We start from the raw sequence: 17730 nt of genomic DNA, 5'->3' as shown, positions 1-17730 counted from the left end.
GCACGGGGATCCCCTTCCGATCGTCTCAGGGAAGCAAACGCGCTCGGCGGGCAAAAGGGGACGCGGCGACGTCAGCGGTCGCGCAGCGCGTCCAGTCGCTCGCTGTAGGCAGCCCGCGTGTCGCCATCGCTCAGCGCCTGCGCCTGGGTGAGGGAGCGGACGGCCGCGCGGATCCGGCCGGCCTTCAGGTACGCGTTGGCCAGCGCCGAGTGGAAGCGATGCTCCTGCGGTTGCAGGTCGACCGCGCGCCGGTATTCGCGGATCGCGCGCGCGAGGTCGCCGGCGTTCTCGGCGTTCACCGCCTGCATGAAGGCGTGGAAGGGATCGTTGCGCTGCACCTTCGCCAGTCGCTGGCGGTATTCGGCTTCAAGCGAGCGATCGCCCATGCGGGCTGCAAGTCCGGCGAGATTGAACAGCGCGTTGGCGTTGTCAGGATCGAGTGCAAGCGCGCGGCGATAGGCCTTCTCGCCGCCGCGCGGATCGCCGCTTCGCGTGCGCACGACGCCGGCGTTGCTCCAGAAGCCGGCGTAACCGGGATCCAGCTTCAGGGCGGTGTCGAGCAGCGACAGCGCCGCGGCGTAATCGCCGTCGGCCAGGCGTTCGACGGCGAGGTTGTTGTAGTAGTGCGCGATCAGTCGCGTGGTCGTGATCGGCTCGGGCTGATCGCGTGGAATGATCAGGTCGCCCGCGACATCCACCGTGTATTTCCGCACCCCCGCGCGCACGGACGCATTGACGTGGTTGCTCAGGTAGAGCGTGCCGTCGGCCTGGCGAAAGCCGAGGATCTGCCCGATTTCCTGCGGCGCCGCTTCCAGCCCCGCTTCCTTCGCCAGCGCGAGGAAGAGCATCGTGAAGGTGAGGCAGTTCGCAGTACGCGCTTCGTATGCCTGCGCGACGGTGTGGTTCGCGGTCTCCACGTAGGTCATGCCCAGCCCTTCGGGCGAGAACATGAAGGCGCCCAGGCGCTGCAGCCTGTCGTGCGCGGAGGGGTTGTCGTGGAGGATCTCGCGATGCAACCGCTCGCGCAGTGGCGCGGGCAGGGCCATTACCTGGTCGGGCGCAGCGACCAGGCTCGCGGCGGGCTGGGCGAACGCAGGCGCGATCGACAACGCCAGCGCGAGGATCATCGCGACGAGCCTGTTGCGCATCGACGAACACCTTGCGGCCCGGCGGGCCGCGATTCAGCCTGCGGCGAGTGTAGTCCTGCACCGGGCAAGCGCGCGTGTGCGGGAAGTTCAGGGCCCCGGCGCTATCCTCGGACCCGGATCCACGCAGGAGACTCGACATGGCCACCGGTTGGGCAGGCGACGGCGCCGTGCAGGACCAGATCGACGCGACCGTGAAGGACGGCATCAAGCGCGCACGCAGCAAGCTGCCGCAGGGGCCGGGCCTGACGCATTGCGAGGAATGCGGCGTGGAGATCCCGCAGGCCCGCCGCGACGCCGTCCCGGGCGTGCGCCTGTGCATCGCCTGCCAGGAAGCGCACGACGCCGAAGAGGCCGCCTTCGCCGGCTACAACCGTCGCGGCAGCAAGGATTCACAGCTGCGTTGATCGAGGCGCCAGACGCAGCGCTCAGATTCCCAGCAGCGGCGTCGCCTGTTCGAGCCTCACGCGCAACTGCTCGGCCAGTCGCAGGCTCAGCGCGATGATGGTGAAGGTCGGGAACGCCCAGCTTCCAGTCGGGAACACCGAACTTCCGGCGATATGCAGGTTGTCCACGCCGTGCACCTGGCAGTGCCGGTCGACCACGCCTTCGCGTGGGCTGTCGGCCATGCGCGTGGTGCCCATGTGGTGCGAGGTGCCGAACACCTGCGGCACGCCGCCGTCTTCCTCCAGCCATGACGCCGACTGGAAGCGACCGTTGCACGCGCGCGCGAGTTCGCCGCCGAACAGCGTCGCGGCCGTGCGGTAGGTGTGGCGGTCCAGCTCGGTCAGGCGCCAGTCGACGTTGACCTTCCGAAGCCCCAGCGCATCGCGTTCGTCGCCGAGGGTGATGCGGCTGTCGTGGTTCGGTACCTGTTCGAAATAGCCGATGAGGTCGACGCGCTCGGTGCGCACCGTGGGCTTGCGCGTGAGCTTGCGACCGACGGCCTTGGCGATGTCGCCCGCATTGAGCCCCGCGCGCAGCGTGAGCGAGCGGATGTCTTCGGTCGGCATCGCATTGGCGATGTAGTCCGGCTCGCCATTGCGACGCCCGCACACGCGCGCCTTGATCGCCCAGTTCTCGTTGCCGCGACGCGCGCGGATCGCCGCGCGCAGGTCGCGCAGCGCCTGCAGGCCTTCCGGCACCGGTTCCTCGAACGCGAACGGCCGCACGCGACCGCTGAGGATGCGGTGCCGGCGCTGCGCTTCGTCCGACAGGCAGATCTCCGGATGCGCCTGCGGGCGGCCCTTGGGCACGTTGCGATCGTACGGGCGCGTGAGCACGTGCGGATCGTCGGCGAACAGCGTGCCGAGCTTTCCGCTGGGATGGTCCATGAAATAGCGACCGACCAGATCGTGCGGATTGCCCAGGCCCTGCGGAACGGTCGCGTTCGAGGACAGCAGCAAGCGCGCGTTCTCGATGCCGCCGCAGGCAAGGACGTAGTGCCGCGCACGCACGGTACCGCGGCGACCGTCGAGCGTGCCGATGTGCGCCTGCCGCACGGCCTGCGCCGATTCCACTGCGTCGAGTTCAAGCAGGTTAGCGTGCAGCAGCACGGTGATGTTGTCCGCGCGTTCGAACACGTCGTGGTACGCGTGGCCGAAGATCATCGGACTGGACGCGAACGTCTTGTGCACCAGCGCGTCGCTGTCGAAGTCCAGCGGCCGTCGCGAGAAGGGCGTGAGGAAGGTGTCCTCACCGAAGTCGTGCTGGTCGAGACCGCAGAACGTGCGCGCCTTACGGTAGTGGGGCTCCAGGTCGGCGAAGCCGATCGGCCAGCCGCTGTGCGGTACCCAGTCGCGCGGTGCGAGGTTCGCCAGTGGAATGCAGCCGCGGCCCCAGTAATTGCAGGTGCCGCCGAACGCGCGCAGCCGCGAGGCACCCGGATCGAAGGGCGGTTCGCCGACCGAATGCCCCTCCAGCAACGCCTGGTAGCGCGCGTCGGCGGTCAGGCCGCCGCTCTCGATCACGCAGACGGACGCCTGCGTGTCGAGAAACGCCCATGCGATCGCCAGGCCGGCGGCGCCGGCCCCGATGATGCAGATGTCCGCGTCGATGTCGGCCGGCGAGGACGCGTTCCGGAAATCGAAGATCAAATGCCTTGCCCCTGGGAACAGTTCTTCTTATGCGCCTGTGCACGAAGCGCACACAGGGCCACCGTTCGAAACCAACGCAGCCCGGGGAAGAAAGGGGACAGGTGGGAAGGTTGAGGCAGGCCGCTTACGCGGCACTGCCGCGTGGCCTGCCGAAAGCCCGGCCATGGATGGCCGGGCGGGGCGTTCCGGAGTTGGATGCGCTTCGCCAGGGATGGCGGCGGTTTCAGCAACGAAGTCGATGCAAAGCGGCACTGCCGCGTGGCCTGCCGAAAGCCCGGCCATGGATGGCCGGGCGGGCGTTCCGGAGTTGGATGCGTTGGGCCATGGATGGCGGCGGTTTCATTAACGAAGTCGGTGCAAAGCGGCACTGCCGCGTGGCCTGCCGAAAGCCCGGCCATGGATGGCCGGGCGGGGCGTTCCGGAGTGGGATGCGCTTCGCCACGGATGGCGGCGGTTTCAGTAACGAGAGTCGATGCAGGCGGCGCCGCCGCATAGCGAACGTCAACGGAGTCACTCCGCCGCCCCTCTCCCGTCGGGAGAGCGGCTTGAAAGCCGTCATCCCGGCGAATGCCGGATCCAGGCCCGCAGCCCTCGGGCACCCTCACCGGCGAACCACTTCACCGTCATTCCAGCGACAGCTGGAATCCATTTTGATTTTGCTACAAGCGCTGATCGCGTCAGCGTTGGACAACAGCCACGCATCGCGAGCGTCAGCTCAGCCGCACGTGCCGCCCCTCACCCCAACCCCTCTCCCGTCGGGAGAGGGGCTTCAAGCCGCCATCCCGGCGGAACCCGGGATCCAGGCTGTCACGTCGTCAGCCTCTCGGCTCAAGACATCAGCACACCAGCCAACCAACCAACTAACCAACCAACCAACTAACCAACTAACCAACTAACCAACCAACCAACTAACCAACCAACCAACTAACCAACCAACCAACTAACCAACTAACCAACCAACCAACTAACCAACCAACCAACCAACTAACCAACCAACCAACCGACCAACCGACCAACCAACTAACCAACTAACCAGCTAACCAACCAACCAACCACCAACACCTCACCGCGCCACCAGCGGCATCGGCTGCGCGAGGCCGCGCGCCATCGCGCTGTCGAGCAGCACGCGCGTCTTGCGTTCGGCTTCCTCGATGATCTTTTCCTGCTGCTTGCCGAGCGCATCCATCTGGCGGCCGAGGGCATCCATCGGCTTGCTGGCTTCATCCATCTGGCGGCCCAGCGCTTCCATCGGTCCCTGGTTTGCAGCCAAGGCGGCGGTCTGCTGCTCGATCACGCGGCTCTGCTCGTCCATCTGGCGACCGAGTTCATCCATCTGGCGGCCCAAGTCGTCCATCGTCGCTTCCAGGCGATCGCGGCCGGCACCGTCGGCTCGCGCCATCTGCGAGGCGATCTCCGACTGCCGTTCGGCCAACGCGCTCTGCTGGTCGGCCAGGCGTTCCATGCGTCGCGACGATGCGTTGATCGCGCGATCGTCGTCGGCCTTGGCCGAGAGCTGTTCCATCTGCGCGCCCAGCGCCTCCATCTTGTTGCCGTGCACTTCCATCTGGTCGCCGAGCGCTTCCATCTGCTCGCCGATGCGATCGCTGTCGCGCCATGCATCGCGCACCTTCGCCATCGTGTCGGCGTCGGACACCACGTAGGCCTTTCCATCGCGACGGAACCAGATGAAGTCCTGGTTGGTCAGGCTGCGGCGGGCGCGTTCGATTTCGGGGATGTCGGCCGTCGACCCGGACATGCGGAACCCGTCGCGATCCTTGCTGATGAGCGCGTAGGCGTTGTCGTCGTCGTGCTTGAGTCGCAGCGTCGTCGAGGCGCTCTTCGCCGGCGTGGCGGCGGGCTTCGCCTTCGGTTGCGCGGAGGGTTGCCCGTGGCTGGCTGCATCGGCTTTCGCTTGCGCGGACGCGGCGGCTGCGGGTTTCGCGTCCTGGCCGACCTGCGCATGCGCGTAGAACGCCAGGCAGGCGATCGCGACGCCGACCAGTGGCAAGGCAACGCCGCCGCGCACGGGGCGCGCGCCGGGACGGACGAGTTGTTCGATGCGGGACATCAGATGGCCTCCATGGGCGGCTTGCGCGAGGTTGGGCGTGGACAGGTCGACGGTGTGGCTGCACGACCACTCCGCCAGTTCGGACAGCGCCAGCGCGAGCCGGCGCGGTTGACCGGTGACGTCGGCGGCGAGGCGGTCGGCGATGTGTTCGCGTTCGTCGCGGATGCGACGCGACAGCCACCACGTGACCGGGTGGTAGAACAGCAGCGCCTCGGCGAGGTTCTGCAGCAGGTTGACGAGGTAATCGTGGCGGCGGATGTGCGCCAGCTCGTGCGCGAGCAGGGCTTCGACCAGATCGGCCGGCATGCGCGTGAGCAATCCCGCCGGCAGCAGCACGACCGGGCGCCACCAGCCGGCGGATACCGGCGAAGACAGCGACTGGACGACGCGAAGCGCGACATCGCGACGCAGCCCGAAACGCTGCGCGAGCGCGTCCAGTCGCGTTTGCCACTGCGCGTGTGCGGCCGCTTGCGGCGTTGCGCGAAGGCGCTGGATCCACAGCAGTCCGGCGACCATGCGCAGCGACAGCGCTCCGGCGCCGGCGGCCCAGAGCAGCACGATCGTCGGCAGCGCGGCGTCCAGTCGCGATGCCCAATCCGGTGCGACGTCGCCGGTGACGATGGCCAGGGCGGTGATGCGTACGTCGTCGCCGGCGGGAATGACGCCGCCGGTCGACGCGGGCGTCCATATCTGCGCGACGACATACAGCGTCGGCACCAATGCGCACAGCAGCAACGCCGAACACGCCACCGCGTAGCGCACCTGCGGGCGTGCATCGCGCATCAGCCGCAAGGCGATCGCCGCAAGCAGCCCGATCAGCGCGCCTTGCCAAAGGAAATGGAGCAGGGCGCGGCCGAGCGCCGGCACCAGCTGGGCGAGGAAGTCAGTCATCGCGGTGCTCCGTGCCGTTGTCGTCGGCGTTGTCCTTGAGGAAACGGCGGATTTCCTCGCGTTCCTTGTCGCTCACGTGTTCGTTCAACGCCGCCATCACCAGCGCCTTGCCCGAGCCGGAAAACGCCTTCTGGATCAACTCGGAAAGCAGGTTCGTCTGCAGCGCGTCCTGGGCATGCGCGGCGGCGTAGACGTGCGATCGCTGGCTCTCGTCGCGGGTGAGCAAGCCCTTGCCGTGCATCACCTGCATCAGGCGCAGCACCGTCGCGTAGGTGATGTCGGGGCGCTCGGCGAGCCGGGCCTGGTGGACGTCCTTCACTGTAGAAGGACCCAGACGCCAGATCGCCCGCAGCAGGTCGAGCTCGGCGGCGGTGGGCTTCGGCGGTCGGGCGTTCCTGCGGGTCATGGCGGTATTCGAAAGGTGCGTGCGAGGATGCTGATCCATCTAGAACGTTTTGTCTAGACCATTTTGTCTATGACGAAAGTCACGGGTGCCGGCCTTCGAGCGCCACTAGGATGGGCCGGCCGCGCCAGGCGCCACCGGGAGCATCGCGATGTCCTCCGTCCGTCCGTTCGCACCGCGCATCCTCTGGGCTTTCGTCTTGATCGGCGGAGTGCTCGTCGCCCTTGGCGACTTCATCTTCGCCACGACGCTTTGGTTCTCCTGGGACGCGGAAGGTTTAAGGCGCGTCTTCCAGACCATCGCGGTCGGCGTGCTGGGGCAGGCCAGCTACGACGGCGGCACGCAGTCGGCCGTGCTCGGCGCGGTGCTGCACGTGCTGATGGCCACGGCCTTCGTGGCGATCTACACGCTGGTCGCCCGCCGTTTCCCGTCGCTGCTGGCGCGGCCCGTCGTGCTCGGCGTGCTCTACGGCGTCGTGCTGTACGTGGTGATGAACTTCGTGGTGATGCCGCTCTCGCGCGTCGGACGCTCGCCGTCGTTCGCGCATCCGGACTGGATCGCCTACGCCGTGCTCGCGCACATGCTGTTCGGCGTGATCTGCGTGCTGTTCGCACGTCGCGCGCTACGGCGCGGTTGAGTGCCGCCGGCGTCCGCCGGTCGGCTGGCCGCAAACACCCCTTGACGCATCGGTCGCGCGACCGATAAACGAGCGCAATCCACCGGACGGAGCGCCGCCATGCTGGAGAAGGTCGCTTTCACGATGTACCCCGTGGTCGACGTCGATCGCGCCTGCGATTTCTACGAGAACACGCTGGGCCTCAAGCGCGGCTCGCATGGCCACCAGGACGGGCAGTACTGGATCGAATACGACCTGCCCGGCGGCGGTTGCTTCGCGCTCACCAACGCCACGCCGTCCAAGCCCAGCGAAGCCGCCGGCGGTACGGTCGGCTTCGAAGTGGACGACCTGGACGCGACCGTCGCAGACCTGAAGAAGAAGGGCGTCACCTTCCGCAGCGACATCATCGTGACGCCGGTGTGCCGGATGGCCGTGTGCGTGGACAGCGAAGGCAATGCGTTGCTGCTGCACCAGTTGAAGCGGAAGTGACGCGCATGGCCGCACGCACGTCCATGGACGAGACGCCCAAGGCGCGCACGCAATTCGCGCTGGACTGGCTTCGCGATCACGCCTCCGAAGCCGCACGCGCGGGCATGGCGCGATTCGCGATTCCGTCCGACCACGCGCTCGGTGTGTCGATGAAGGACATCCAGGCGCTCGCGAAGCAGCTTGGCCGCGATCACGACCTCGCGGCGGCATTGTGGAGCACGGGCGTCTACGAGGCGCGCATGCTCGCGGCGTATGTCGAGGAGCCCGAACAGGTGACCGCGGCGCAGATGGATCGCTGGTGTCGGGATTTCGACAACTGGGCCGTGTGCGACACGCTGTGCTTCGTGTTGTTCGACCGGACGCCGCATGCCTTCGCCAAGGTCGGGCAGTGGTCGTCGCGCCGCGACGAATTCCAGAAGCGCGCGGCATTCGCGCTGCTCGCAAGCCTTGCGTTGCACGGCAGACTGGGCGACGAGTCGCTGTATGCCGATGGCCTGGCACTGATCGAACGCGAGGCCTCCGACGATCGCAACTTCGTGAAGAAGGGCGTGAACTGGGCGCTGCGTGCGATCGGCCGGCGCGCCGACTGGCGCACGCAAGCGACCCTCGTAGCGAAGCGGCTTGCGGCCTCCGACGAGGCGAGTGCGCGATGGATCGGAAAGGATGCGCTGCGCGAGTTCGCGAAGCAGCCTCCGAAGGCGTCGAAGAAAGCACCGGCGAAGAAGACGACGAAGAAGGCGGCTGTGAAGGCACCACAGAAGCAATTGGCAGGCAGGACGGTCGGAAGCAGGCCGCGAAGCACGGCTTGATCCGGATCAAGAGCGCAGGGCAGGTTGCTTCCTAGACTTTCCCCTGACGCAATCCTGCGCATGCTCAAGGGGATGACATGAAAACCGCTCTGCTGCTGGCCGGCCTCGCGCTTGCCGGTGTTTCGTCGCACGCTTTCGCCGCCGACAACTGCACGGTGAAGATCAAGGCCAACGATGCGATGCAGTACGACATCAAGACCGCGACCGTGTCCGCGTCGTGCCCCGCCATCACCATCGAGCTCACCCATACCGGGAAGATGCCGGTGGCCGCGATGGGGCACAACGTGGTGGTCTCGCAGACCGTGCTGTACGACGCCATCGCGCGCGATGGATTGAAGGCCGGCGCAGCGGCGGGATACGTGCCGAAGAACGATCCGCGCGTGATCGCGGCCACCGCGCTCATCGGCGGCGGCCAGAGCACGAAGACCACGTTTCCCGGCTCGCGCCTGAAAGCCGGCGGCGACTATGCCTTCTATTGCAGCTTCCCGGGCCACGCGACGCTCATGCGCGGCAAGCTCATCGTGGTGAAGTGATTGCCTGACGCGACCGCTGTCAGCAACAGGTGATACGCCCGCGGCGTCGAAGAACTCGTCGCCGCAAACCGTTCGCGAGCGTTCTTCACACAAGGACGCAGCGTCATTCATTCCGCCGTCACGACTCTTTCACCGCATCGACACGATGATCCGGTGGCCTGCCGCCGGGGACGCCGTCTTTCACGGCGAGTCTGACGGAGGCGACTGCGAGGAAGAGCGTTCCGGTGCGTCGCGCCGGTGGCGTGCTTTTCCCGCCGCCATCGCGAGTCGAGCTGTCCGATTTGCCGGTTGTTCCCATGCAGTCATGCAGGAGGGGCAGGGCTTGGAAGCGTTCGTGCACGACGTGGTGCGTTTCTACGACGACCTGATCGGCCGCACGCATGGCCCGATGTCGTTCCGCTTCTTCCTGCAACCGGGCATGGCGCTGCTGATGGCGCTGCGCGACGGCACACGCGATGCGAAGACCGGCCGGCGTCCGTATTTCTGGAAGATCGTCAACGATCCGGCGGCGCGTCGCGCGTCGCTTCATGAAGGCATCAAGGCGACCACGCGCATCCTGATCCTCGGACTGGTGATGGAGATCATCTACCAGTATCGCGTGCTCGGCACCTTCCACGTGCTGGAGGCGATCAACGTGATCGTCGTGCTGTGCTTCCTTCCTTACCTGCTGCTGCGCGGCCCGATCAACCGGCTGGTGCGGTGGTGGCATGCGCGTGCGCATCGCACGGCCTGAACGGAGACGCCGATGAGCTCGCAGCACGATGAAACCCCGGCCCGGCCGAAGCGATTCGAGGACACGCAGCTGCCGGCGATTCCCGACGTGGGGCTGCTCGACGCCGACGTCGCATCGGTCGAGCTCTCGCAGCATCGCACGAAGCTCTCGACGCACCGCACGGGTCTTTCGGAACACCGGACGGATCTGTCCGAATACCGCACCGACCTGTCGACCAATCGCACCGAGATGTCGATGCGCCGCACCGGCATGTCGTTCCAGCGCACGCGCCTCAGCGCTGAGCGCACGTTGATGTCGGTGATCCGAACCGCGCTGTCGCTCATCGGCTTCGGTTTCACGATCTTCCAGGTGTTCAGCAAGGGGCGCGAATCGGGCTTCCTGAACATCAGCACCGCCGCGCCTAGCAACTTCGGCATGGCCCTGGTGATGCTGGGCGTGTTGCTGCTCATCGTCGGCATCGTCTACCACATCAACTTCATGCGCACGTTGCGTGCGCAACGCAACGCCATGGTCCAGCACGGGCTGGTGCATGGCGAAAGCGGTTATCCGGTTTCCTACACGCTGCTCACCGCATGCGCGCTGCTGCTGATCGGGTTGTACGCCGTCGTCACGATGGTGTTCGACGTGGCGCGCGGCTGATCCCGCTGTTCGTCCTGCTTCCCCCACACCACAAGGAGACGCGTCATGGCTCAGGCGAAAAAAGCCGCCCGTCCGGCCAAGGTGGCCAAATCCGCACCGCCTTCGCAGCGGTCCGACAAGGGCGCCGCAAGCAGCGGGAGCGCACCGCAGAAGGCGTCCGCGCGCAAGGGCGGGGGTGGCGGGGGCGGGAAGCAGCCGAACATCCTGGTGATCTGGGGCGACGACATCGGCATCGCCAACCTCAGCTGCTACACGCACGGTCTGATGGGCTACCACACGCCCAACATCGACCGCATCGCGCACGAAGGCATGCGCTTCACCGATTCATATGGCGAGCAGAGCTGCACCGCGGGCCGCTCCTCGTTCATCACGGGGCAGAGCGTGCATCGCACGGGGCTGTCGAAGGTGGGCATTCCGGGCGCGCCGCAGGGCATGGTCGATTCGGTGGTGACCATCGCTTCGCTGCTGAAGGATCGCGGCTACGCGACGGGTCAGTTCGGCAAGAACCATCTGGGCGATCTGAACAAGCACCTGCCCACCTTGCACGGCTTCGATGAGTTCTTCGGGAACCTCTATCACCTCAACGCCGAGGAAGAGCCGGAAATGTACGGCTATCCAAAGGATCCGCGCTATCGCGAGCAGTTCGGTCCGCGCGGCGTCATCCACAGCTGGGCGACGGACAAGGACGATGCGACCACGCACCCGCGCTGGGGCCGCGTCGGCAAGCAGAAGATCCAGGACACCGGTCCCCTCAACCGCAAGCGCATGGAAACCTGCGACGACGAGTTCGTCGAAGCCGCCAGCGATTTCATCAAGCGCCAGGACAAGGCCGGCAAGCCGTTCTTCGTGTGGCTCAACACCACGCACATGCATTTCATCACGCACACCAAGCCCGAGAGCATGGGGCAGGCCGGCGAGCACCAGTCGCCGTACCACGACACGATGATCGACCACGACAAGAACGTCGGGCAGATGCTCGATCTGCTGGATGAACTCGGACTGGCCGAAGACACGATCGTGATCTATTCGACCGACAACGGCCCGCACATGAACAGCTGGCCGGATGCGGGCATGACGCCGTTCCGCAGCGAGAAGAACAGCAACTGGGAAGGCGCGTTCCGCATTCCGGAACTGATCCGCTGGCCGGGCCGCATTCCCGCGGGCGCGGTGAGCAACGAGATCATCCAGCATCACGACTGGCTGCCGACGCTGCTCGCCGCCGCCGGCGACACCGATTGCATCGATCGCCTGAAGAAGGGAACCACCGTCAACGGTCGCAAGTACAAGAACCACATCGACGGCTACAACCTGCTGCCCTACCTGACGGGCGAGGAAGAGAAATCGCCCCGCAAGTGGTTCTTCTACTTCAGCGACGATGGCGACGTGCTCGGCATACGCTGGCAGAACTGGAAGATCGTCTTCATGGAACAGCGCTGCCAGGGCACGCTGCAGATCTGGGCCGAGCCGTTCACCGAGCTTCGCCTGCCCAAGATGTTCAACCTGCGCATGGATCCTTACGAGCGTGCCGACATCACGTCCAACACGTATTGGGACTGGATGCTCCACAATGCGTTCTGGATCTACGGCGCCCAGGCCGCGGCGGCGCAGTTCCTCGCGACGTTCAAGGAGTTCCCGCCCGCGCAGACGCCCGGCAGCTTCAACCTGGAGCAGGCCGAGCAGAAGATGACGGAGATCAGCAGCAAGTCCGGCTGACGCAGGGATGCCACGCATGGACCCGTTGCCTTCCTGGAACGACGGCGCGGCGAAGTCGGGGATCCTCGACTTCGTCGCGCGCGCCTGCGCGCAAGGTGGCCCGGATTTCGTCGCGCAGGACGAACGCATCGCCGTCTTCGACAACGACGGCACGTTGTGGTGCGAGTATCCGCTGCAGGTGCAGGTGTTTTTCGCGCTGGCCGAGGTGAAACGGCTGACGCAGCAGGATCCGTCGTTGCTGGACAAGCCTGCCTTCAAGGCGATGATCGACGGCGACGTGAAGACGTTGATGTCGCTGCCGAAGAAGGACGTCTTCGAGCCGGCGTTCGCGACGCACGCCGGCATGACGGTCGAGGAGTTCCACGCCAACGCGTGGCGCTGGCTGCGGCAGGCCGAGCATCCGAAGCTGCGTCGGCCGTTCCTCCACAACACCTATGCGCCGCAGCGCGAGCTGCTCGACCATCTGCGCGCGAATGGATTCAAGACGTACATCGTCACCGGCGGCGGCATCGAGTTCGTGCGGGTGGTCGCGCAGCAGCTGTACGGCATTCCCCCAGAGCAGGTCGTCGGTTCCAGCACGAAGATGAAGCTCGAGGATGGCCCGGGCGGCATGGTCCTGCGGAAACTGCCCGAATTGGGCAGCTTCGACGACCGGGACGAGAAGGTAGTCAACATCGCGTTGCACATCGGTCGCCGGCCCGTGTTCGCGTTCGGAAATTCCGATGGCGACCTGGCGATGATCCGGTATACGCTCGGTGGCACTGGGCCGCGCATGGCGTGGCTCCTTCACCATGACGATGCCACGCGCGAGTTCGCCTACGATCGCGATTTCAGGCTGAGCGCGCTGCGCGACGGGCTGGACCGGGCCGCTGAACTGGGCATCGGCGTGGTGAGCATGCAACGCGACTGGGACCGCGTGTTCGCCGACGGCGACGAGACCCCCAACGGAGGCAATGCTTGAGCGAGACGGTCGACAACCCCGCGCGTGCCGACAGCCGGCACGACGACATGGTCCGCATCGAAGGCGGCTCGTTCACGATGGGCTCGAACGATCACTACCCGGAAGAAAAGCCGGCGCACAAGGTGCGCGTCGATGCTTTCCGGATCGATCGTCATGCGGTGACCAATAGCGATTTCGCGCGCTTCGTCGCGGCCACGGGGCATGTCACGCAGGCCGAGAAGCCGGCCGATGCGGCGGATTATCCCGATGCGGATCCGGCGATGCTGGTGCCGGCATCGGTCGTCTTCGTACCGCCGCCGGGGCGCGTGGACCTGCGCAACCATTACCACTGGTGGCAGTACATTCCCGGCGCCGACTGGCGGCATCCGCGCGGCCCGGACAGTTCGCTCGATGGGCTGGAGGATCACCCCGTCGTGCATGTCGCCTACGCCGATGCGCTCGCGTATGCACAGTGGATCGGCAAGGACCTGCCGACGGAAGCAGAATGGGAATTCGCCGCAAAAGGCGGGCGCGATGGCACCGAATACGCGTGGGGCGACGAACTGGTGCCCGACGGCAAGCACATGGCGAACACGTGGCAGGGCGAGTTCCCGTGGGAGCTGAAGCCCGAAGATGGCTACGTGTGGACCGCGCCGGTCGGCTCGTTCGAGCCCAACGGTTATGGCCTGTACGACATGATCGGCAACGTGTGGGAATGGACCGCCGACTGGTACCAGGACCACGGCCGCATCCAGCAGCATTCGTGCTGCACGCTCGAGAATCCGCGCGGCGCCGAGCGTGACGCGAGCCTGGACCCGCGCGATCCTGCGCGCATTCCGCGTCGCGTGATGAAGGGCGGATCGCACCTGTGCGCGCCGAACTATTGCCGTCGTTATCGCCCGGCGGCGCGCATGGCGCAGCCGGTGGATACCTCGACCTGCCACGTCGGTTTCCGTCTGGTGGTGCGCGGCTGAGTCGAATGCGATGAGTTGACCAAGGCCGCGATGCGCGGCGGGGAGGGCGTATGGAGCGCTGGCTGATCGCCGTATCCGAACCGACCATCCTGGCGATCGACTTCATCGCGCTGGGCACGATCGTGCTGGGCACGCTCATCGCGGTGAAGGACGGCATCGCGCTGCTGATGGCGCAGGGCGAGATCGATCGGCACGAACGGCGCCACCTGTGGATGCGCTACTCGCACTGGCTCGTGGCGGGCCTGACGTTCCAGCTGGCGGCGGACATCATCGAATCCTCCATCACGCCCGACTGGGATGGCATCGGGCGCCTCGCCGCGGTCGCGGTGATCCGCACGTTCCTCAACTATTTCCTCGAGCGCGACGTGTCCGAGATCCGCGAGCTGGAACGAGCGCGCGAGCGCGAATCGCTTCCCGAGAAACCTGCGCCTTGACCCGCGCTGCGCCGCGGATGGGCGTCCCGGTCGCGTAGAATGCGCGGCCCCAAGCAGGAGCCGTGCCATGCCCGTTTCGCCCGCCTGTCCGCAGTGCACCCTGACCAACACCTACGTGGATGGCGCGAACTTCGTCTGTGCCGATTGCGGCTTCGAATGGCCGGTGGAAGGCGAGGGCGAGGCCTCCTCGAACGTGGTCGTGCGCGACAGCAACGGCAATACGCTCGCCAACGGCGACACCGTGGTGGTGATCAAGGACCTGAAGGTGAAGGGCTCCTCCATCCCACTCAAGCAGGGCACGGTGATCCGCAACATCCGCCTCGTCGAGGACGATGCCGAACACATCGAAGGCAATTCGGACAAGATCAAGGGCCTGGTGCTGAAGACCATCTTCCTGCGCAAGGCCTGAGCGCAGGGCGCCGCGCCATCACCGCGTGTTATCGCGGGCGGCGCGAAAGTGGACGCTTTCCGACACGGGAGCGTTCCATGGGCCAGTACCGCATCGGGCTGCTGATCGGCAGCCTCCGCCAGGAGTCGATCAACCGCCAGCTCGCCAACGCGCTGACAAAGATGGCGCCGTCGTCCTTCACCTTCCACGAGTGCCGGATCGACGACCTGCCCCTGTACAACCAGGACGACGACAGCCACCAGGCCGCGCCGGTGAGGCGGCTCAAGCAGGAAGTCCGCGAGGCCGACGGCATCCTGTTCGTCACGCCGGAGTACAACCGCTCCGTGCCAGGCGTGCTGAAGAACGCGATCGACCACGCCTCGCGCCCGTACGGCGACAGTGCGTGGCAGGGAAAGCCGGCGGGGGTGATCGGCGGCTCGATCGGCGCGGCGGGCACGGCGATGTCGCAGCAGCACCTGCGCAACATCCTGGCCTACCTGGACGCACCGACGATGGGCCAGCCGGAAGCCTACATCCACGTGAAGGAAGGCTTCTTCGACGATGCGGGCAACGTCGCCAACGAAGGCAGCCGCAAGTTCCTGCAGGACTGGATGGACCGCTACGCACAGTGGGTGCGGCTGCATGTGGATGCGGGGCGCGCGCGGGCCTGAGTGCTTGAGCCCCTCTCCCTCCGGGAGAGGGGTTGGGGTGAGGGTCGGGGCATGCGATGTGTGTACGACCGCGATGCCCCGCATTCCCACCAGGACGGCCGCGTGCAGGTGACGGGTTTCCGCGAAATGTTGATGACGCAAGACGCAGGCTGCTTACAGCGCGACAATGCACCCACGTCAGCTCGCCGCCCGCCCATGTCGCTGAACCTTCCCTTCGATCTTCCCGAACCCCAGCGCATCGCGCTCGAAAACGCCTACGCGACGCCACCGCGCGCGTACCACAACTTCGAGCACGTCCGCGAAGTGCTGCGCCATTACGTCGAGGCATCGCACGGGCCGGGCTGGACGCAGCCGTCGGAAGTCGCGCTCGCGGTGCTGTACCACGATGCGATCTACGAAGCCGGTCGCAAGGACAACGAAACGCGCTCGGCGCAGCTGGCCGAGGAACACATCGCGCGCTTCATGCCCGATCGCCATATCGACGTGCCGCGCGTGACGCAGCTGATCGAACTCACCGCGCGGCATGGCGTGCTGGAGCCGGCCGACGTGGACGAGGAAGCCGCGCTGTTCCTCGACTGCGACATGGCGATCCTCGGCGCGGAGCCGACGGTGTTCGATGCGTACGATCGCGGCATCGCCGCCGAATACCGCGCCGTCGTGCCGGGGTGGTTGTTCAAGATCAACCGCAAGCGCTTCCTGAAATCGCTGCTCGGGCGCGAGCGCATCTACCTCACGCCGTTCTTCCACCAGCGCCTGGATGCGTCCGCGCGCAACAACCTGCGCCGCGCGGTGACGTCAAAACGTTAGCCGTCCTTGACGGCATGCATGCGCGCGATGCCGAACAATCGCCTCGATGACGTGAACCGGGCGACGTGAACCGGGCGACGTGAACCGGGCAAGGAGTCGCGCATGGCTTTCCAGATCAGTTCGCCTGCCTTCGAACACAACGCGGTGATTCCCTCTCGCTTCACCTGCGAAGGCGACGACGTTTCGCCGGAACTGCGCTGGTCCGGCGCGCCGGAGGGCACGCGCAGCCTGGCGCTGATCGTCGAGGATCCCGACGCGCCCGATCCCGCCGCGCCCAAGCGCGTGTTCGTGCATTGGGTGCTCTACAACCTGCCGGCGAACTCGACGGGCCTGGCGGAAAACATCCAGACCGACCGCCTGCCGTTCGGCACCAAGGCGGGCCAGAACGGCTGGCAGCGTGCCGGCTACGGCGGTCCGTGCCCGCCGATCGGCCGGCATCGCTATTTCTTCAAGCTCTACGCACTGGGCATCGAATTGCCGCATCTCGGCGACGTCGACAAGCTCCGCCTGCTCGACGCCATGGAAGGCCATGTGCTCGGGCAGGCGGAGTTCATTGGCACGTACCAGAAGGGCGATCAGTAAGCCTGTGCGGTCGGACGCACCACCAGTTCGTTGACATCGACGTCGGCCGGCTGGCCGATCGCGAAGGCGATGGCGCGCGCGATTGCATCGGCCGGCAGCATGTCCTTGCGGAACACCTCGTCCACTTCACGCTTCATCGCGGCATCGGAAATCGTGCTGGTGAGTTCCGACTCCACGGCGCCTGGCGCGATGGTCGTCACGCGCAGGAACGGCGACTCCTGGCGCAGGCCTTCCGACAGTGCGTGCACGGCGAACTTCGTGGCGCAGTAGACGGCGGCCGTGGCGAACACCTGGCGGCCGGCGACGGACGAGACGTTGATGATCTGCCCGGCGCCGCGCTCGTTCATCGACGGCAGCACCGCGCCGATGCCGTACAGCACGCCCTTCACGTTGACGTCGACCATGCGGTCCCATTCGTCGACCTTGAGGTCGGCCATGCGCGAGAGCGGCATCACGCCCGCGTTGTTGACCAGCACGTCGACGCGGCCGAAGCGCGCGATCGTGGCGTTCACGAACGCCTCCACGTCGTCGCGTCGCGTGACGTCGAGCGCCTGCACGAACACGTCGCCGCCTTCGTTGCGGATGCGCGTGGCGATCGCTTCGAGCCGGTCGGTACGACGCGCGCCGAGTGCGAGGATCGCGCCGTGCTGCGCCAGCCGCAGTGCGGTCGCTTCGCCGATGCCGCTGCTCGCGCCGGTGATGGCGACGACCTTGCCGGCGATGTCGAGGGAGAGGGAAGGGGTCTGATTGGACATGGTGTTCTCCGGATGTCGGGATGCAAGGGCCCGTCGCGGCCGTA

At 66.4% G+C, this 17730-nt stretch carries 20 protein-coding genes; 15 read left to right on the top strand and 5 right to left on the bottom strand.

Annotated elements, in window-relative coordinates:
• Nucleotides 1-71 precede the first annotated feature (71 nt).
• Nucleotides 72-1148, bottom strand: coding sequence for a tetratricopeptide repeat protein (locus tag GOY17_RS10350; protein ID WP_157030355.1), 1077 nt, complete (start codon nucleotides 1146-1148; stop codon nucleotides 72-74).
• Nucleotides 1149-1285: 137 nt separating this feature from the next.
• Here GOY17_RS10350 and GOY17_RS10345 point away from each other — a divergent pair, with 137 nt between their 5' ends.
• Nucleotides 1286-1552 (top strand): DksA/TraR family C4-type zinc finger protein, encoded by a 267-nt coding sequence (locus tag GOY17_RS10345; protein WP_157030354.1) that lies wholly within the window; start codon nucleotides 1286-1288, stop codon nucleotides 1550-1552.
• 21 nt (nucleotides 1553-1573) lie between these two features.
• Here the strand turns inward: GOY17_RS10345 and GOY17_RS10340 are convergent, their stop codons facing one another.
• From GOY17_RS10340 to GOY17_RS10325, 3 genes are all read right to left on the bottom strand, one after another.
• Nucleotides 1574-3241 (bottom strand): GMC oxidoreductase, encoded by a 1668-nt coding sequence (locus tag GOY17_RS10340; protein WP_157030353.1) that lies wholly within the window; start codon nucleotides 3239-3241, stop codon nucleotides 1574-1576.
• A gap of 1063 nt (nucleotides 3242-4304) precedes the next feature.
• Nucleotides 4305-6200 (bottom strand): M56 family metallopeptidase, encoded by a 1896-nt coding sequence (locus GOY17_RS10330; RefSeq protein ID WP_157030352.1) that lies wholly within the window; start codon nucleotides 6198-6200, stop codon nucleotides 4305-4307.
• Entirely contained in the window at nucleotides 6193-6606 is a 414-nt protein-coding gene (locus GOY17_RS10325; protein WP_115840986.1) for a BlaI/MecI/CopY family transcriptional regulator, read from the bottom strand. The genes GOY17_RS10330 and GOY17_RS10325 overlap by 8 nt, the downstream gene beginning before the upstream one ends.
• Nucleotides 6607-6754: 148 nt before the next feature.
• Between GOY17_RS10325 and GOY17_RS10320 the strand changes: the two genes are divergently transcribed.
• The 14 genes from GOY17_RS10320 (at nucleotide 6755) to GOY17_RS10255 (ending at nucleotide 16931) form a co-directional block, all read left to right on the top strand.
• Nucleotides 6755-7240, top strand: coding sequence for a hypothetical protein (locus GOY17_RS10320; protein WP_157030351.1), 486 nt, complete (start codon nucleotides 6755-6757; stop codon nucleotides 7238-7240).
• Nucleotides 7241-7339: 99 nt separating this feature from the next.
• Complete coding sequence (locus tag GOY17_RS10315; protein WP_157030350.1) at nucleotides 7340-7708, top strand: VOC family protein; 369 nt, start codon at nucleotides 7340-7342, stop codon at nucleotides 7706-7708.
• Between the two features lie 5 nt (nucleotides 7709-7713).
• Nucleotides 7714-8517, top strand: a complete 804-nt coding sequence (locus GOY17_RS10310) for a DNA alkylation repair protein (protein ID WP_157030349.1) — start codon at nucleotides 7714-7716, stop codon at nucleotides 8515-8517.
• A 77-nt stretch (nucleotides 8518-8594) separates the two neighbouring features.
• Nucleotides 8595-9050 carry an azurin gene (gene azu / locus GOY17_RS10305; protein WP_157030348.1) on the top strand — a complete coding sequence of 152 codons (456 nt, stop codon included), beginning with the start codon at nucleotides 8595-8597 and terminating at the stop codon, nucleotides 9048-9050.
• Between the two features lie 322 nt (nucleotides 9051-9372).
• A complete protein-coding gene (locus GOY17_RS10300; RefSeq protein WP_232338400.1) occupies nucleotides 9373-9783 on the top strand; it encodes a hypothetical protein in 411 nt (136 codons plus the stop codon).
• A gap of 12 nt (nucleotides 9784-9795) precedes the next feature.
• Nucleotides 9796-10422: a YidH family protein gene (locus tag GOY17_RS10295; protein ID WP_232338399.1), complete on the top strand. Its 627-nt coding sequence runs from the start codon at nucleotides 9796-9798 to the stop codon at nucleotides 10420-10422.
• 45 nt (nucleotides 10423-10467) lie between these two features.
• Nucleotides 10468-12135 carry an arylsulfatase gene (locus tag GOY17_RS10290; protein ID WP_115840440.1) on the top strand — a complete coding sequence of 556 codons (1668 nt, stop codon included), beginning with the start codon at nucleotides 10468-10470 and terminating at the stop codon, nucleotides 12133-12135.
• A gap of 16 nt (nucleotides 12136-12151) precedes the next feature.
• A complete protein-coding gene (locus GOY17_RS10285) occupies nucleotides 12152-13096 on the top strand; it encodes an HAD family hydrolase (protein ID WP_157030346.1) in 945 nt (314 codons plus the stop codon).
• Complete coding sequence (locus tag GOY17_RS10280) at nucleotides 13093-14049, top strand: formylglycine-generating enzyme family protein (protein WP_232338398.1); 957 nt, start codon at nucleotides 13093-13095, stop codon at nucleotides 14047-14049. Before GOY17_RS10285 ends, GOY17_RS10280 begins: the two co-directional genes overlap by 4 nt.
• 50 nt (nucleotides 14050-14099) lie before the next feature.
• The gene (locus GOY17_RS10275; protein ID WP_157030345.1) at nucleotides 14100-14483 is read left to right on the top strand and encodes a DUF1622 domain-containing protein; all 384 of its coding nucleotides are present in this window, start codon (nucleotides 14100-14102) and stop codon (nucleotides 14481-14483) included.
• 67 nt (nucleotides 14484-14550) lie between these two features.
• The gene (locus GOY17_RS10270) at nucleotides 14551-14892 is read left to right on the top strand and encodes a zinc ribbon domain-containing protein YjdM (protein ID WP_157030344.1); all 342 of its coding nucleotides are present in this window, start codon (nucleotides 14551-14553) and stop codon (nucleotides 14890-14892) included.
• A 77-nt stretch (nucleotides 14893-14969) separates the two neighbouring features.
• Nucleotides 14970-15542 (top strand): NADPH-dependent FMN reductase, encoded by a 573-nt coding sequence (locus GOY17_RS10265; RefSeq protein ID WP_157030343.1) that lies wholly within the window; start codon nucleotides 14970-14972, stop codon nucleotides 15540-15542.
• A 195-nt stretch (nucleotides 15543-15737) separates the two neighbouring features.
• Nucleotides 15738-16349: an HD domain-containing protein gene (locus GOY17_RS10260; RefSeq protein WP_157030342.1), complete on the top strand. Its 612-nt coding sequence runs from the start codon at nucleotides 15738-15740 to the stop codon at nucleotides 16347-16349.
• Between the two features lie 102 nt (nucleotides 16350-16451).
• The gene (locus tag GOY17_RS10255; RefSeq protein WP_157030341.1) at nucleotides 16452-16931 is read left to right on the top strand and encodes a YbhB/YbcL family Raf kinase inhibitor-like protein; all 480 of its coding nucleotides are present in this window, start codon (nucleotides 16452-16454) and stop codon (nucleotides 16929-16931) included.
• Here GOY17_RS10255 and GOY17_RS10250 read toward each other — a convergent pair.
• Nucleotides 16925-17686 carry an SDR family oxidoreductase gene (locus GOY17_RS10250; RefSeq protein WP_157030340.1) on the bottom strand — a complete coding sequence of 254 codons (762 nt, stop codon included), beginning with the start codon at nucleotides 17684-17686 and terminating at the stop codon, nucleotides 16925-16927. The genes GOY17_RS10255 and GOY17_RS10250 overlap by 7 nt on opposite strands.
• Nucleotides 17687-17730 lie beyond the last annotated feature (44 nt).

Origin of the sequence: Lysobacter soli (assembly GCF_009755585.1) — a bacterium.
GTDB classification, from domain to species: Bacteria; Pseudomonadota; Gammaproteobacteria; order Xanthomonadales; family Xanthomonadaceae; genus Lysobacter_J; species Lysobacter_J soli.
This window is presented reverse-complemented; position numbering and strand designations above follow the sequence as displayed.

Coding starts and splice junctions, on each gene's coding strand:
- GOY17_RS10350 (WP_157030355.1), bottom strand. CDS start 1,148: ATGCGCAACAGGCTCGTCGCGATGATCCTCGCGCTGGCGTTGTCGATC.
- GOY17_RS10345 (WP_157030354.1), top strand. CDS start 1,286: ATGGCCACCGGTTGGGCAGGCGACGGCGCCGTGCAGGACCAGATCGAC.
- GOY17_RS10330 (WP_157030352.1), bottom strand. CDS start 6,200: ATGACTGACTTCCTCGCCCAGCTGGTGCCGGCGCTCGGCCGCGCCCTG.
- GOY17_RS10325 (WP_115840986.1), bottom strand. CDS start 6,606: ATGACCCGCAGGAACGCCCGACCGCCGAAGCCCACCGCCGCCGAGCTC.
- GOY17_RS10320 (WP_157030351.1), top strand. CDS start 6,755: ATGTCCTCCGTCCGTCCGTTCGCACCGCGCATCCTCTGGGCTTTCGTC.
- GOY17_RS10315 (WP_157030350.1), top strand. CDS start 7,340: ATGCTGGAGAAGGTCGCTTTCACGATGTACCCCGTGGTCGACGTCGAT.
- GOY17_RS10310 (WP_157030349.1), top strand. CDS start 7,714: ATGGCCGCACGCACGTCCATGGACGAGACGCCCAAGGCGCGCACGCAA.
- azu (WP_157030348.1), top strand. CDS start 8,595: ATGAAAACCGCTCTGCTGCTGGCCGGCCTCGCGCTTGCCGGTGTTTCG.
- GOY17_RS10295 (WP_232338399.1), top strand. CDS start 9,796: ATGAGCTCGCAGCACGATGAAACCCCGGCCCGGCCGAAGCGATTCGAG.
- GOY17_RS10290 (WP_115840440.1), top strand. CDS start 10,468: ATGGCTCAGGCGAAAAAAGCCGCCCGTCCGGCCAAGGTGGCCAAATCC.
- GOY17_RS10285 (WP_157030346.1), top strand. CDS start 12,152: ATGGACCCGTTGCCTTCCTGGAACGACGGCGCGGCGAAGTCGGGGATC.
- GOY17_RS10275 (WP_157030345.1), top strand. CDS start 14,100: ATGGAGCGCTGGCTGATCGCCGTATCCGAACCGACCATCCTGGCGATC.
- GOY17_RS10270 (WP_157030344.1), top strand. CDS start 14,551: ATGCCCGTTTCGCCCGCCTGTCCGCAGTGCACCCTGACCAACACCTAC.
- GOY17_RS10265 (WP_157030343.1), top strand. CDS start 14,970: ATGGGCCAGTACCGCATCGGGCTGCTGATCGGCAGCCTCCGCCAGGAG.
- GOY17_RS10260 (WP_157030342.1), top strand. CDS start 15,738: ATGTCGCTGAACCTTCCCTTCGATCTTCCCGAACCCCAGCGCATCGCG.
- GOY17_RS10255 (WP_157030341.1), top strand. CDS start 16,452: ATGGCTTTCCAGATCAGTTCGCCTGCCTTCGAACACAACGCGGTGATT.
- GOY17_RS10250 (WP_157030340.1), bottom strand. CDS start 17,686: ATGTCCAATCAGACCCCTTCCCTCTCCCTCGACATCGCCGGCAAGGTC.